We start from the raw sequence: 14,609 nt of genomic DNA on the forward strand, positions 1-14,609 counted from the left end.
GTAAAAGATTACTTTTGTTTTCAGAACAAAGAATTAAGGCTATGACTAAATACTCTCATTATCTGTTACTGTCTTGCCTGCTACTTCTGGCAGGCTGCCAAAGCGTTGAACAGCTTTCCATCGACTATATGATGCCCGCAGACGTCAGCTTCCCGGCAAGCCTGAAACGAGTGGCTATCGTAAACAATATGCCCGAAGTACCCGAAAACAAGCCCATCCTTGCCAAAGAAAAGAAGAAAGACGACTTTGAAATAGCCCGGAAGGTAGACTATTACAACGGCGATGCAGCTATCACCACCGAGTCGCTCGCCCAGTCCCTTGCCAACGAGAACTACTTCAACGAAGTGGTTATCTGTGACTCCGCCCTGCGCGCCCGCGACATAACTCCGCGTGAAGGAGTGTTATCGCAGGAAGAAGTGAACCGGTTGATACATAATCTGGATGTGGACTTCCTCATCGCGCTGGAAAACGTACAGATATGCACAACCCGCAAAATAAAATATATGCGCGACTGGGGCATCTACTACGGAACAGTGGACGCCAAGATATACCCCACCGTCAGAGTCTATCTGCCCAACCGCAGCACTCCTATGGTTACTATCAGTAGCAAGGACAGCATCTTTTGGGAAGAAACCGGGAACGGACCGTTTGTACAGACCCACCTCATCAGCGAGGAAGATGTAATAAAACAAGCCTCCGAGTTTGCCGGAACCATACCCGTAAAGAAGTTGCTGCCTTATTGGAAAACAGCCAACCGATACCTCTTTTGCGGCGGTTCTGTAAATATGCGTGACGCCGCTGTGTACGTCAGGGAAAATAAATGGGACACAGCCATTGAATTGTGGAAACAGACCTATGCCTCCAAGAAAGGAAAGAAAAAGATGCAGGCGGCTTATAATCTGGCAGTGGGCTACGAAATGCAGGACAACATAATCGAAGCTGCCGACTGGGCGCTGAAAGCCCAAGCCGAAGCTCGCATTGTGGACGGCGTGGATAAAAAAGATTTGACTCACCTCACCCAGTCCGACCTCCCCTACTACGTCCTTACAACCCTCTACGTATCCGAATTAGAGAAACGAAAAGAAGGCTTATCCCGCCTAAATATGCAAATGCAGCGATTCAATAATGACTAAATAGACGGTGTTCTCTTTTTTTTCAGTATTAATTAATCAATTATTAATTATTTTCTCTACCTTTGAACATCCATTTAGTAAAGAAAAGCAATTATGAAACTCAGTCAATCGGCATTATCTCTCCTCGAAGAAACTATCAAGCGGGCAATCGGCAAATACACTTGCGGTTGTGAACAAACCATCGTTACGGATATTCATCTGCAAGCCAACCAAAATTCGGGCGAATTCTTCCTATTCGATGATGATGACCAAGAACTTGCCAATGCCACCATTGAAGAATGGATGACTTACGAAAACGATGATTTCTACGAAAATATAGAGCGTATCTTAAGTAGCCTGCTCTGCAACATGAAGAATCAAGGCATCTTCGACAAGCTGACCATCATGAAACCTTTCTCCTTCGTACTGGTAGATGACGACAAAGAAACCATAGCCGAACTTTTACTGTTGGATGATGACACCTTGCTGGTAAACGAAGAATTACTGAAAGGATTGGATGAGGAGTTGGACGCTTTCCTGAAAGATTTATTGGAGAAATAACGAATAATACAACCCAAATAAAAAAGGTCCGGACTTTGATTGAAGTCCGGACCTTTTCTTTTATATCAGAGGTGTGTGTTACGCTTTCTTCAAAGCGGCGATACTTTCCTTCAGTGAGTTGATGATGCTCTCTGCATCCGCCTGCTTCTTGCGTTCCATCTCAATAACGGCAGCGGGAGCATTATTCACAAACTTCTCGTTGCCGAGCTTCTTCAAGACACCTTGCAAGAAACCTTCCTTATGCTTCAGTTCGGCTTCCATACGGGCTATCTCGGCTTCTACATCAATCATATTGCCCAAAGGAACGGCGTATTCCGTTGTACCCACCATGAAAGCGGCGGCACCGTCAGCCTTAGCCTCAACTACGGTTACGGCAGAGAGGTTACACATCTTCATAATGACAGCATCAAAAGCCGCTACCGGGTTCTCACCGACAATCTGCAGCTCCAAAGCCTCTTTCTGGGCAATGTTCTTCTGCAAACGGATGGAGCGTACGTTACTGATAACTTCTTTCACCACTTCAAAACGAACAAGCAAATCTTTGCAAACCGCAGTGTCTATCGTCATTCTGTCCACCATCAGACTGATGTGTTCTTCTTCAATCTCCTCCTCCGTACGGTCATAGAGATGTTGCCAGATTTCCTCTGTAATGAATGGCATAAAGGGGTGCAACAAGTGCAGCAAGTTATCGAAGAAACGCAATGTACAGTCATGGATGTAACTGGAGATACCCTCACCATAGGCCGGCTTGATGATTTCCAAATACCAAGAAGAAAACTCATCCCAGAACAGCTTATAGATTGCCATCAAGGCCTCACTCAAGCGATATTTGCTGAAAAGGTCGGCCACTTCGGCAGCCACTTCATTCTGTTTGGATTCAAACCATTCGGCAGCTAAGCGCGCAGCTTCGGGAACCGGCTTGGTATCGTCTACCCTCCAACCCTTCACCAGACGGAAAGCGTTCCATATCTTATTGTTGAAGTTACGTCCCTGTTCGCAAAGCGCATCGTCAAAAAGGATGTCATTGCCGGCAGGAGCCGAAAGCATCATACCCATACGTACACCGTCGGCACCGTAGGTAGCTATCAAGTCCAGCGGGTCGGGTGAGTTGCCGAGCGACTTGGACATCTTGCGTCCCAGTTTGTCACGAACGATACCCGTGAAGTAGACGTTCTTGAACGGCATCTTGCCTTCGTATTCATAACCCGCCATAATCATGCGCGCCACCCAGAAGAAAATGATGTCCGGACCCGTCACGAGGTCACTGGTGGGATAATAATAGTTGATTTCTTCGTTACCTGGATTCAGGATACCGTCGAACAAAGAGATGGGCCACAGCCAAGAAGAGAACCAAGTGTCGAGACAGTCCTCGTCCTGACGCAAATCCTCCGGTTTAAGGGCAGGATTTCCGGTCTTTTCCCGTGCCAGCTTCAAAGCCTCTTCGGGAGTGGCGGCTACCACATATCCGCCTTCCGGCAGGAAGTAAGCGGGAATACGGTGTCCCCACCACAACTGGCGGCTGATGCACCAGTCTTTGATGTTCTCCAACCAGTTCTTATACGTGTTCTTATATTTGGCAGGATAGAATTTCAACTCATCGTTCATTACCGGAGGCAGGGCCATATCGGCAAAGTGCTGCATCTTGAGGAACCATTGCATGGAGAGCTTCGGCTCGATTGCCACGTTGGTACGTTCGGAGAAGCCCACCTTGTTGGTGTAGGCTTCCACCTTTTCCAACAATCCGGCACTCTGCAAGTCTTTCTCTATCTGTTCGCGTACATCGAAGCGATCCATACCGACATAGAGTTCGGCAGCTTCGCTCAGTGTACCGTTGTCATTGAAAATGTCGATAGTAGGCAGGTTGTATTTCTCGCCCAGCATATAGTCATTGACGTCGTGTGCAGGGGTTACCTTCAGACAACCCGTACCGAACTCCACGTCTACATAATCATCCTGAATAACGGGGATAACACGGTTCACCAACGGCACAATCACTTTCTTGCCCTTCAACCACTGGTTCTTCGGGTCGGCAGGATTGATGCACATCGCCGTATCGCCCATGATTGTTTCGGGGCGTGTAGTAGCCACTACGGCATAACGCTTACCGGAAGCATCGCGGTGAACGACTTCTCCCTCGGCTCCCGTCTCACCGGACATATCATCATCGGCAACGTAATATCTCAGGTAATACAGCTTGCTATGTTCTTCCTTGTAGATAACCTCCTCGTCGCTGAGGGCGGTGAGGGCTTTCGGATCCCAATTCACCATACGCACGCCGCGATAAATCAGCCCTTTGTTGTAGAGGTCTACAAATACTTTGAGCACGCTTTCGCTGCGTTTCTCGTCCATGGTAAAGGCAGTACGGTCCCAGTCGCAGGAAGCACCCAGCTTGCGAAGCTGTTTCAGGATGATGCCGCCGTGCTCGTCCGTCCATTCCCAAGCGTGCTTGAGGAATTCATCGCGGGTCAGGTCTGTTTTCTTGATGCCCTGTGCGGCAAGTTTGTTCACAACTTTGGCCTCAGTGGCAATGGAAGCGTGGTCCGTACCCGGAACCCAACAGGCATTTTTGCCTTCCATACGGGCACGACGTACAAGGATATCTTGAATGGTATTATTAAGCATGTGTCCCATGTGGAGCACACCGGTGACGTTGGGGGGCGGGATGACGATGGTGTAGGGCTCACGACCATCGGGTTTAGAACTGAATAATTTGTGGTCCAACCAATACTGGTACCACTTTCCCTCTACGTCAGCGGGATTGTACTTACTTGCTAATTCCATGTTTCTAAAATCTATATTTTGTTATAATGGGCGCAAAATTAATAAATTAATAGCTTTATCCGGCAAAAGCAATGAAAAGAATTGTATACCTTTGCTCTACAAATGATGATTTTACACGGAGTTTCCGGAACAAGCACGCAGTACCGCGCGAGTTTCAACAAACAAAACCGGGAGTTTCAACGCATGAAACCAACAGTTTCACCCTATGAAACTCAGAGTACCACCGCTTGAAACTCGCAGTTTCAACGCATGAAACTGAAAGTACCAAAGGCTTGTACCCGGAATGAAGTCCTAAGAACATAGAGAATGATGAAACGCAGCCTAACAATATCGGGAATAAGAATCAAGAGCAGTTCATTGCTTTTGATATTTTTTTTGCTGCTTGTGTGGTGTGTACAGATGGTGCCCGGCTGGGGAGACATCTATGCCAAGCACGTATATCCGTTTATCGCGCAAGGGCTTTCTTCTTTCTCATGCCTTGTCCCGTTTGCCATCGGCGACCTGTTCATTGCGCTAAGCATTGCCGGTGTACTTCTCTACCCCGTCTATGCGCGTTGCATCCGCAAACAGAAGTGGAAACACATCTTGCTGGAAGATGTAAAGTACCTTTTGTGGGTGTACGTATGGTTCTATCTGGCATGGGGGCTGAACTACTCGCAAAAGAACTTTTACGAACGGACACACATCCCTTATACCGCCTACACCCCTGATATTTTTCAAAAATTTACGGACAATTATATCGAGAACCTGAATAATTCCTACACCGGCCTTACGTCTATCAACAAGGAATCGGTTCGTAGCGAAAGCGTACGGGCATACCATCAAATCAGTGATTCCTTAGGTGTGCATCGCCCCTTTCATCCATCGCCCCGCGTAAAGACCATGTTGTTCACTCCGTTGATTTCCATGGTAGGCGTCACAGGCAGCATGGGGCCTTTCTTCTGCGAGTTTACCTTGAACGGAGATTTACTTCCCGTACAATATCCCGCTACCTATGCCCATGAACTTGCCCACTTGTTAGGTATCACCAGTGAGGCGGAAGCTAACTTCTATGCCTACCAAGTATGTACACGTTCGCAGATACAAGGTATCCGCTTCAGCGGTTATCTCTCTATACTGCCGCACGTGCTGGGCAATGCCCGCCGACTTATGGACGAAGAAAAATACACACAACTCCTCCGGCGCATACGTCCGGAGATTATCGAACTGGCTAAGAAGAACAGTGAGTACTGGATGAAGAAGTATAACCCCATAATCGGTGACATCCAGAACCTTATATATGACTTATACCTGAAAGGGAACAAGATAGAAAGCGGACGGAAAAACTATTCGGAAGTGATAGGACTGCTGATTTCGTATGACAACAAACCTGTAAACAATGAGAGTCGGGAGTTAACTCCTGATTCACTTTAATACTTAAACTGTAATATCAAAATAATGTCTACAAGAAAAGAACAAATGGAAGCCTTCGGCCGCTTCCTCGACATACTCGACGAACTGCGGGTAAAATGTCCTTGGGACAAGAAGCAGACGAATGAAAGCCTGCGTCCCAACACCATTGAAGAGACTTATGAACTTTGTGACGCCCTGATGCGCGATGACAAGCAGGACATCTGCAAGGAGTTGGGAGACGTACTGCTCCACGTAGCTTTCTATGCCAAGATTGGTTCGGAAACCGGAGATTTTGACATAAAAGATGTCTGCGACCGCCTTTGCGAGAAACTCATCTTCCGCCATCCCCACGTATTTGGCGATGTGAAAGCTGAGACTGCCGGACAAGTATCCGAGAACTGGGAACAGCTGAAGCTCAAAGAGAAAGGCGGCAACAAAACCGTGCTAAGCGGTGTGCCAGCCGCCCTTCCCTCGCTCATCAAGGCATACCGCATTCAGGATAAAGCCCGCAATGTCGGGTTCGACTGGGAAGAACGCGAACAGGTATGGGATAAGGTGAAAGAAGAAATACAGGAATTCCAAGCCGAAGTAGCCCATATGGACAAGCAGAAAGCGGAAGAAGAGTTCGGAGATGTGATGTTCAGTCTCATCAACGCCGCACGCCTGTACAAAATAAATCCGGACAATGCACTGGAACATACCAATCAGAAGTTTATCCGCCGCTTCAACTATGTAGAAGCGCACAGCATCAAAGAAGGAAAAAACCTGCACGATATGACGCTGGCAGAAATGGACAAACTATGGGAAGAAGCCAAAGCATTGGAGAATAAAAATAGACTATCTGTTTGACCCAAACAGATAGTCTATCAGACCTCAACACATCATCCGTTTCATGCAAACAGATGATGTGTTTTTATTTCTTGCCCGATTGGCGTTTCGGAGCCCTGTCTTTATTGTCGCCGTTATGGCGCATACCTTTCAGCAAGTCCCGATGGAAACGCATTTCAGCCTTCTGCACCAGATAGAGTTTCTTGGCGGACAATATCTTCTTGAACCTTCCAAAATAAGATTTGTCCAAATGGTCGGAAGCGATACGCGCATCGTACACTCCTTCCATTATTGCGTTATATTGGGCTTCAGTAGTCTTTTCGTCTTTTCCCTGACGAATCAAACTCCATGCTTTATCGTTTTGTTCTTTCTTTTTGTCCTGCAATTCAAAGTAAAGGGGGAAAAACTTAGCCGCCTCTTCCTTTGTCAGCCCGGCTTTCTCTGTAATATATGCTTTCTGCTTGGCACGAAACTCGGTGGGAGACAAATGTTGGTCGCATCCGTCCGCAGCCCGGAGTACCGGTGCGAAACTGCACATCATAACTAATAAAACAATCAGCTTTTTCATTTATTTTTCAATCAGTTAAAGTTATCCATAAGTCATTCTGCACCGGAATCGGCCAGATAGACATACAATGAATAATCATCAAGCATGGAGTTGTCCACCGCCATATTGATATATTCCATTTCTGTTTCCGCTTCATCGGCAGCCATACGGTCTGTTTCATCCGGCGTATGGTTGGAGGAAGCCACGCGGATTATCAACGCCGCGCCTACAAACATAGCCGCCATATACACCCACGGTTTTACTCTTTCCCACATCGTAACCTCTTTCTTCTCGAAAGCGGGTTTCTCCTTTTCGGGAAGCCGGTTCATAACCTCCGAAGTGAAGCTCTCAAAATACCCTTCGGGAACGTGGAAAGCATTTTCCCTCCCTATCTTCCTGAGTATGTTATCTTCTTCTTTCATAAGCTCTTCTCCTCTCTGTTTGGTTAGACATTTTTTCACGTTAAAGGTTTAATCATCTTCTCCCAATATCTTCTCTATTTTTTTCACCGCATGATGATAGGATGCTTTCAAAGCCCCCACCGAAGTACCGAAGATATCGGACATTTGCTCGTATTTCATTTCTTGGTAGTACTTCAGGTTGAACACCATACGCTGCTTTTCGGGCAATGTGAGCAAAGCCTTCTGCAAAGCCATTTGAACCTTGTCGCCCGAGAAGTAAGGATCGCTCTCCAACTTCTGAAGAGCATCGGCTTCGGGGTCGTCCAACGAAACGGTATTGGCAGCCCGCTGTTTGTTCAGGAAAGTGAGGCACTCGTTCAAGGCAATACGATAGAGCCAGGTAGAGAGCTTGGCCTCTGCCCGGAAGTAATCAATATTGACCCATGCCTTGATAAAGGTATTCTGAAGCAAGTCGTTGGCATCCTCATGTGAAAGTACCATGCGCCGGATTTGCCAGTATAACTGTTCACTGTATTGTGCAACAATCATCTCGAATCCCCGCTTCTGCGTACTCTCCTCTTGAAGAAGCGCCAACACTTCGCGTTCATTATAAGAAGAATTCATATATTCTATTCACATTTATAGCTTTCGGGAAGCAAAGATAGTAAAAGTTTAATTCACACCGATATGCAAAGCGTTTCTTTAGCAAGCTGCGTATCCGGAAAGACTGCGCGAGCCTCATCCAGCAATACCTGCTCATCATCATAGCGGGCCGAGAAATGACCTATCAGCAATTTCTTCACTTCCGCGTCACGGGCTATTTGCGCGGCTTGCGAGGCAGTGGTATGGAATGTTTCTTTGGCGCGCGGGGCGGCATCTTCGGCAAAAGTGGCTTCATGGAAAAGCAAATCCACCCCCTTTATCTGCTCCGTTATAGAGGGAAGATAAATCGTGTCCGAACAATAGGCATAGCGACGCGGAGCTGCCGAAGGACGGGTGAGACGGGCATTGGGTATTACCTCTCCTTCCGGTGTGACGTAGTCTGCACCGTTCTTAATGCGGTTCAGTTCGTACACCGGCACGTGGTAGAAGTCTGCCATATCACGCAGGATATGGTTGGGACGCGGCTTCTCGGCAAACAGGAACCCGCAACAAGGCAAGCGGTGACGCAAAGGAATGGTGGTCACCGTCAGCGAACGGTCTTCGTAAATCAAGGCAGCTTCTTTCGTTCCGAACTCATGGAAGAATATCTTATAAGTCATCTGATGGTTGAAGAAAGCAAGCATCGGAGTAAGAAGTTCTTCCAGTCCTTTAGGGGAATGGATATGCAAGTCCGCCGTACGTCCCAAGAGATTAAGCGTAGATATAAGTCCCAGCAACCCGAAACAGTGGTCACCATGCAGGTGGGAAATAAAGATACGGTTCAGACGCGAGAACTTGAGACGTGACTTCCTGAATTGCAGCTGTGCACCTTCACCGCAGTCTATCATAAACAATTTATCACGTAAGTTCACTACCTGCGAAGTAGGAAAATGGCGGGTGGTGGGCAATGCCGAACCGGAGCCAAGAATATGTAGTTCAAATTTCTCCATGATGATGCAAAGATAAGGTATTCATCACAACTCCCAAAAAGAAAGGGTACTTGTGTTTATCACAAGTACCCTTCATCTTATTTATATATAGAAGTAATTACTTCTTTCCGGCTTCCATTTGCTCTTTCAAAGCTGCCAGAGCATCGATGTCACCCAGAGTTGTAGAAGCGGCCTGGTTTTGGATTGAGGCGGGAGCTTCTTCTCTCTTACCGGTAGACTTCTTAGCTGCCTTCTTCTCAGCTCTTTCTTCCGCCTTGGCTACATCTTCGAAGATACGGCTGTGAGACAGGATGATACGCTTAGCGTCCTTGTTGAACTCGATAACTTTGAATTCGAGTTTCTCGTCCAACTGAGCTTGTGAGCCATCTTCCTTAACGAGGTGTTTCGGAGTAGCGAAACCTTCTACACCATAAGGCAGAGCAACTACTGCACCCTTATCCAACATTTCGATGATAGTACCTTCGTGTACTGAACCTACTGTAAATACAGTTTCGAATACATCCCAGGGATTCTCTTCGAGCTGCTTGTGACCCAAGCTCAAACGACGGTTTTCTTTGTCGATTTCCAGAACCTGTACGTCGATGTCTGCACCAATCTGAGTGAATTCAGAAGGATGTTTAACCTTCTTAGTCCAAGACAGGTCAGAGATGTGAATCAATCCGTCAACACCTTCTTCGATTTCTACGAATACACCGAAGTTAGTGAAGTTGCGAACCTTAGCTGTGTGCTTAGAAGCGATAGGATATTTTTCTTCGATAGTTTCCCAAGGATCAGCTTTCAGCTGCTTGATACCCAAAGACATCTTACGTTCTTCGCGGTCCAAAGTCAGAACTACTGCTTCAACTTCGTCACCTACCTTCATGAAGTCTTGTGCAGAACGCAAGTGTTGTGACCAAGACATTTCAGATACGTGAATCAAACCTTCAACGCCCGGAGCGATTTCGATGAATGCACCGTAGTCAGCCATAACGACTACTTTGCCCTTCACGTGGTCGCCTACCTTCAAGTTCGGGTCGAGAGCGTCCCAAGGATGCGGAGTAAGCTGTTTCAAGCCGAGAGCGATACGCTTCTTCTCATCGTCGAAGTCAAGGATAACAACGTTGAGCTTCTGGTCGAGTTCAACCACTTCTTTCGGATCGCTAACGCGGCCCCAAGAAAGGTCTGTGATGTGAATCAAACCGTCTACGCCGCCCAGGTCGATAAATACGCCATAGGAAGTGATATTCTTAACGGTACCTTCGAGAACTTGTCCTTTTTCGAGTTTACCGATGATTTCTTTCTTCTGTTGTTCCAGTTCAGCTTCGATAAGAGCCTTGTGAGATACAACGACATTCTTGAATTCCTGATTGATTTTAACAACCTTGAATTCCATAGTTTTGCCAACGAATACATCGTAGTCGCGGATAGGCTTAACGTCGATTTGAGAACCCGGCAAGAATGCTTCGATACCGAATACGTCAACAATCATACCACCCTTAGTGCGGCACTTGATGTAACCCTTGATAATTTCTTCATTTTCCAAAGCTGCGTTAACGCGATCCCAAGAACGGGTAGCACGAGCTTTGCGGTGAGACAGAACCAACTGTCCTTTTTTGTCTTCCTGATTTTCGATGTATACTTCTACAGTATCACCAATTTTCAAATCAGGATTGTAGCGGAATTCATTCAAAGGAATGATACCGTCTGATTTGTAACCGATGTTCACAACTACTTCACGCTTGTTCATTGCGATTACGGTTCCGTCAACTACCTCGCGGTCGTTAACTTTGTTCAGCGTGTTGTCATACGCTTGTTCCAGTTCTTCGTGGCTTGCACTGGCTACTGATTCGCCGTTTTCGTAAGCATCCCAGTTGAAGTCTTCAATGGGAGCGACATTTTTTAAATTTTCCATTAATAAATAAATTGTTTAACTCGTTAATTAAGTGAGACTTTATGTTTACTCATATTAAATCGGGCGCAAAGATAGGAGTATTTTCTTGAATGACAAAAAGTTCTTTCTGAAAATATCCGTTCTTTACGCCCGATTTCCAAAGATTTATACCTTATATATATTAGGAATTCTCTTTGATATATGCCAAAGCCGCTCCGATAGCCGTGCGATATTCCGCATAGGGAGGGATGTGGAAACGGACATGGTAGATGCTTTCCATTTTAGGAAATACCTCCCGGCACTGCGGCAGTTGGGTAAGATTGCCTATCAGAACAAAGTCCTTTACCGGACTGTTCAAAGCGGAAAGGACAGCCGCACCGCCTATCGTCTGGAGTACGGTATAAATGATGCCGCAGGCTATGTCTTCCTGCGAAGCGTTACTGTCGGCTTTTCCGAATAATGAGGCAGTAGCGGACACAGGTAAATCGGGCAATGCGTTATTACAGATGTCACCGATTTGCAGATTGACACGGGTCACATCACCCTTTGCCGCCAAATCGGCCACCTGATGAATATCGTGCGTCTTGAGCAACAAGCGCGAAAGTCCTTGCAAAGTTCCTCCGCCGATGCCCATACCGCCGATATGCTGGATTTCATCCCCGTTGATTTTCACAAAGGATGTACCTGTTCCCATGCTGACAACCATCAATTGGTCTATGTCCGTAGCATGGCGCGCACCCAGCCCGTTGGCTATGAACTCATCCGTCTTGCGAGTGGGAAGCCCGTAAAGCGGACTGTCCACAAATGCACTGCCCACACCGGTCAGCATCACCTGCTCCACATCAGACAACTGAATTCCGTTATCATAGATATACTTGCCGAACGCTCCGAATAGGGAAGTCACCGGGTCTGCCGCCGTTATGAACATCGGAGACTGTATCTGCCCCTTATTGATTCCAACGATTTTAGTGGTACTTCCACCTACGTCTATACCTATTACGATTCCCATAACCTTAAATTTTTGCGACAAAGATAAAGTATAAATTCCTATAATCTCCCATTTCTGTTTACCTATTGAATAACTCAAACGTAAACTTGACTCCTACTTCCTGATACTTCCAGTTTGCAAAGCTCGCAAAAACGCCAAAGTCGAAGATATGCGTACCGATGCCATATCCGACTTCAAGATAGGGATTCAAGTGAGGAACAACCAAAGCATTCAGATACAAACGCTCATTCAGTACATACTGGGTATACTTCTTCAAGTGACGCAGCAAGAGGAAGGGCGCTTCGTACGTGAAATGCCCGCGAACATACTTACGGGACGAGTTGTACCAGCGTCCGTCGAGCAACTGGAATACTCCGCCGATTTCATCATTCCAACCGACAGGAAGATTGGAGCGTGCCAAATTGGCGAAATCCACAAAATAGAGTTCCTTCTGATTCGTAAAAGCTCCCCAACCAAAGCGGTAATAAATGTCGCGCATCAACCCCAAGGGAATGTTGTGCTGAAAATCCACTTCTATGCGTTCGTACTTTCCGGTGCTGTTCATAATTCCGCTGATTCCGCGTTCCCAGTCCACAGAAACTGTAGGATATTTGGAATGAAGATTAATTTTACGATCACCACTCATGTAATAATACTGACCGGGAGTCCACGTGACTCGTACACGAGGTGCAAAGCTGTTATAACTGTGACGGAACTTTTTCAGAATTGAAGGGTCAAAACCCGGATAAATGGGCGAGATGCCTGTTGACATCACATTCGGAGTATCGGGATAGACAAGAACAAACTTTGAACGCTCCACTTCCGTACGCCGATGCAAAGAAAGTCCCACGTCCAAGGTCAGCCCGTTTACAATCTCCCAGCTATGGCGTATCTGTAAATATAAATCCTTGAAATAATCCAAATGAATCTGGTCAAAATCGAAGATGCTGTCGGGAATAGCTTTCAGGTCATCCAGCACATCACTGCTATAAATACGGTTACCATTACCCACACTGACGTGCAGGGCCGCGCGTTTGCGAGGCCAGTAATCGAAATCAGAATTGATTGACCAATAAAACTCTTTCCGCTTGAAGTTATAACCTAACTTGGGGACGACACGCAACAAGCGATCTCCCGTAAACAAACGGTTGTATTTAAACTCCTGGCGATAGGAGAAACCGTTGCTACCGCTATAACTTAACAACAAAGGGTTGATGATAGGCGAGCAACGCACACTTCCCATCTTGGCAAGGTCTACGGTATACCGGCTGACCAACGCATCCCCTATCTGCCCCCAAAACTCCAGCCGCTTGTTTTTGGGCTTCCGCTTATAAAGAAGTGTATCACGGCGCAAAAAGAAATCCTCATACAACTTCTGCTCATGCGAAGTCAACGGAATGGGACGCAAAGTATTGAAATAGGCCGTGTCACGCTGATAGGCGTTCGTATCCGTCAAAAGGGTATAAGACTCGGACAAATCGTATTTGCTCTTAAGCCTATTCCGCTTGACTGCAGCTGCAGGAGCATGCTGACGAATATCTTTATAGTTGAGCATTGCCGTATAGCTGCCGTCCACCACATTACCCAGCAAACGGAAAGTGGCATCGACATTGAAATGAACGGGCAAGAACTCGTCGCTGCTTCCCACCTTGCCCAACTTCACCAGATTATTAAAGCGAAGCAATTCGGAACGCCCCGAAAAACGTATTTCACGCACGCTCCATACGTTATCACTGACAATCATATAGCCACCCACAAGCTGAAAACTCTTACTCTTCGGCATAAAACGAATACGAAACTCACGGTTATGCACTTCACCCATTATGGAGTCTACATAATAAGTGTAGTACTTCTTGGCATTGGCTGCCAACGGAGACAGAAGTTTATCATATAATAAGGTGGAAGAATAAATGTTGATGTGGAAGTATTCGAGCAAACGACCGTCCAACTCCCAAAGTTCGGAGGTAGTACCTACACTTGCCTTCACCTTCTGGTCGTAAATATCAGGGGCGGTATAGTGCAGTTCGCTGTGTGTTTCCATCATATACTCCCGCACGCCTTTCTTCATGCGAAACATGGAAGGGATAAAGCGAAGCAAACGATTCTTCTTACGGATATTCGCCCAACCCTTTATATAGAGCTCCGCCTTATACTCATCGACAATGCGCTCATAAAAAGGCGCAAAGAAGATGACTTTGTCCATAATGGAATCCGCATAAGCTCTCTGCCCTGCATACGACCGGGGAACAGCTGTAGCACCCGCCTTCTGCAAACTTGCACACAAGAGACAGACTCCTATCCATATGCATATTAGATGTTTCAACCGCAATATCGTCTTATGTGGGAACAAATATAGAAAAAAAGTAATAACTTCCACTTAAATTCTATTTTCATTTTACGAAGCTAAAAAAGGCCCTAAAAAGCATAATTTCGAAGCACACCCCTCTTTTTTAGGGGGTAATTCTTCAAAAAACATATAAAAATCCAAGATTACCCCCTAAAGAATAGGGGGTAATTCAGAAAAAACATATAATTTT

12 protein-coding genes are annotated in these 14,609 nt (G+C 46.4%); 4 read left to right on the plus strand and 8 right to left on the minus strand.

All coding sequences use genetic code 11. The features are described from left to right. Nucleotides 1–41 precede the first annotated feature (41 nt). Nucleotides 42–1,133: a DUF6340 family protein gene (locus tag KG118_RS00410; RefSeq protein WP_117712901.1), complete on the plus strand. Its 1,092-nt coding sequence runs from the start codon at nucleotides 42–44 to the stop codon at nucleotides 1,131–1,133. Between the two features lie 93 nt (nucleotides 1,134–1,226). Next, entirely contained in the window at nucleotides 1,227–1,673 is a 447-nt protein-coding gene (locus KG118_RS00415; protein WP_117712902.1) for a hypothetical protein, read from the plus strand. 78 nt (nucleotides 1,674–1,751) lie between these two features. On the opposite strand, the gene KG118_RS00420 is transcribed toward KG118_RS00415, so the two are convergent. Further along, complete coding sequence (locus KG118_RS00420; protein ID WP_117712903.1) at nucleotides 1,752–4,454, minus strand: valine--tRNA ligase; 2,703 nt, start codon at nucleotides 4,452–4,454, stop codon at nucleotides 1,752–1,754. A gap of 309 nt (nucleotides 4,455–4,763) precedes the next feature. On the opposite strand from KG118_RS00420, the gene KG118_RS00425 reads away from it, so the two are divergent. Both KG118_RS00425 and mazG read left to right on the plus strand, forming a co-directional pair. After that, the gene (locus KG118_RS00425; protein ID WP_117712935.1) at nucleotides 4,764–5,867 is read left to right on the plus strand and encodes a DUF3810 domain-containing protein; all 1,104 of its coding nucleotides are present in this window, start codon (nucleotides 4,764–4,766) and stop codon (nucleotides 5,865–5,867) included. A 21-nt stretch (nucleotides 5,868–5,888) separates the two neighbouring features. Beyond that, nucleotides 5,889–6,695 carry a nucleoside triphosphate pyrophosphohydrolase gene (gene mazG, locus KG118_RS00430; protein ID WP_117712904.1) on the plus strand — a complete coding sequence of 269 codons (807 nt, stop codon included), beginning with the start codon at nucleotides 5,889–5,891 and terminating at the stop codon, nucleotides 6,693–6,695. A 64-nt stretch (nucleotides 6,696–6,759) separates the two neighbouring features. On the opposite strand, the gene KG118_RS00435 is transcribed toward mazG, so the two are convergent. The 7 genes from KG118_RS00435 to KG118_RS00465 form a co-directional block, all read right to left on the minus strand. Then, entirely contained in the window at nucleotides 6,760–7,242 is a 483-nt protein-coding gene (locus KG118_RS00435) for a hypothetical protein (protein WP_117712905.1), read from the minus strand. Nucleotides 7,243–7,274: 32 nt separating this feature from the next. Next, nucleotides 7,275–7,643: a hypothetical protein gene (locus KG118_RS00440; protein WP_117712906.1), complete on the minus strand. Its 369-nt coding sequence runs from the start codon at nucleotides 7,641–7,643 to the stop codon at nucleotides 7,275–7,277. A 48-nt stretch (nucleotides 7,644–7,691) separates the two neighbouring features. Beyond that, the gene (locus tag KG118_RS00445) at nucleotides 7,692–8,246 is read right to left on the minus strand and encodes an RNA polymerase sigma factor (protein ID WP_117712907.1); all 555 of its coding nucleotides are present in this window, start codon (nucleotides 8,244–8,246) and stop codon (nucleotides 7,692–7,694) included. Between the two features lie 53 nt (nucleotides 8,247–8,299). After that, nucleotides 8,300–9,214 carry a ribonuclease Z gene (locus KG118_RS00450; RefSeq protein WP_117712908.1) on the minus strand — a complete coding sequence of 305 codons (915 nt, stop codon included), beginning with the start codon at nucleotides 9,212–9,214 and terminating at the stop codon, nucleotides 8,300–8,302. 97 nt (nucleotides 9,215–9,311) lie between these two features. Continuing rightward, nucleotides 9,312–11,105 carry a 30S ribosomal protein S1 gene (gene rpsA, locus KG118_RS00455; RefSeq protein WP_117712909.1) on the minus strand — a complete coding sequence of 598 codons (1,794 nt, stop codon included), beginning with the start codon at nucleotides 11,103–11,105 and terminating at the stop codon, nucleotides 9,312–9,314. A 160-nt stretch (nucleotides 11,106–11,265) separates the two neighbouring features. Further along, complete coding sequence (coaW, locus tag KG118_RS00460; protein ID WP_117712910.1) at nucleotides 11,266–12,093, minus strand: type II pantothenate kinase; 828 nt, start codon at nucleotides 12,091–12,093, stop codon at nucleotides 11,266–11,268. 58 nt (nucleotides 12,094–12,151) lie between these two features. Then, nucleotides 12,152–14,404 (minus strand): DUF5686 family protein, encoded by a 2,253-nt coding sequence (locus tag KG118_RS00465; protein WP_199598833.1) that lies wholly within the window; start codon nucleotides 14,402–14,404, stop codon nucleotides 12,152–12,154. Nucleotides 14,405–14,609 lie beyond the last annotated feature (205 nt).

It is taken from the genome of Bacteroides propionicigenes, from assembly GCF_018390535.1.
In the GTDB taxonomy this organism is placed as follows: Bacteria; Bacteroidota; Bacteroidia; order Bacteroidales; family Bacteroidaceae; genus Bacteroides; species Bacteroides propionicigenes.

Coding starts and splice junctions, on each gene's coding strand:
- KG118_RS00410 (WP_117712901.1), top strand. CDS start 42: ATGACTAAATACTCTCATTATCTGTTACTGTCTTGCCTGCTACTTCTG.
- KG118_RS00415 (WP_117712902.1), top strand. CDS start 1,227: ATGAAACTCAGTCAATCGGCATTATCTCTCCTCGAAGAAACTATCAAG.
- KG118_RS00420 (WP_117712903.1), bottom strand. CDS start 4,454: ATGGAATTAGCAAGTAAGTACAATCCCGCTGACGTAGAGGGAAAGTGG.
- KG118_RS00425 (WP_117712935.1), top strand. CDS start 4,764: ATGAAACGCAGCCTAACAATATCGGGAATAAGAATCAAGAGCAGTTCA.
- KG118_RS00435 (WP_117712905.1), bottom strand. CDS start 7,242: ATGAAAAAGCTGATTGTTTTATTAGTTATGATGTGCAGTTTCGCACCG.
- KG118_RS00440 (WP_117712906.1), bottom strand. CDS start 7,643: ATGAAAGAAGAAGATAACATACTCAGGAAGATAGGGAGGGAAAATGCT.
- KG118_RS00445 (WP_117712907.1), bottom strand. CDS start 8,246: ATGAATTCTTCTTATAATGAACGCGAAGTGTTGGCGCTTCTTCAAGAG.
- KG118_RS00450 (WP_117712908.1), bottom strand. CDS start 9,214: ATGGAGAAATTTGAACTACATATTCTTGGCTCCGGTTCGGCATTGCCC.
- rpsA (WP_117712909.1), bottom strand. CDS start 11,105: ATGGAAAATTTAAAAAATGTCGCTCCCATTGAAGACTTCAACTGGGAT.
- coaW (WP_117712910.1), bottom strand. CDS start 12,093: ATGGGAATCGTAATAGGTATAGACGTAGGTGGAAGTACCACTAAAATC.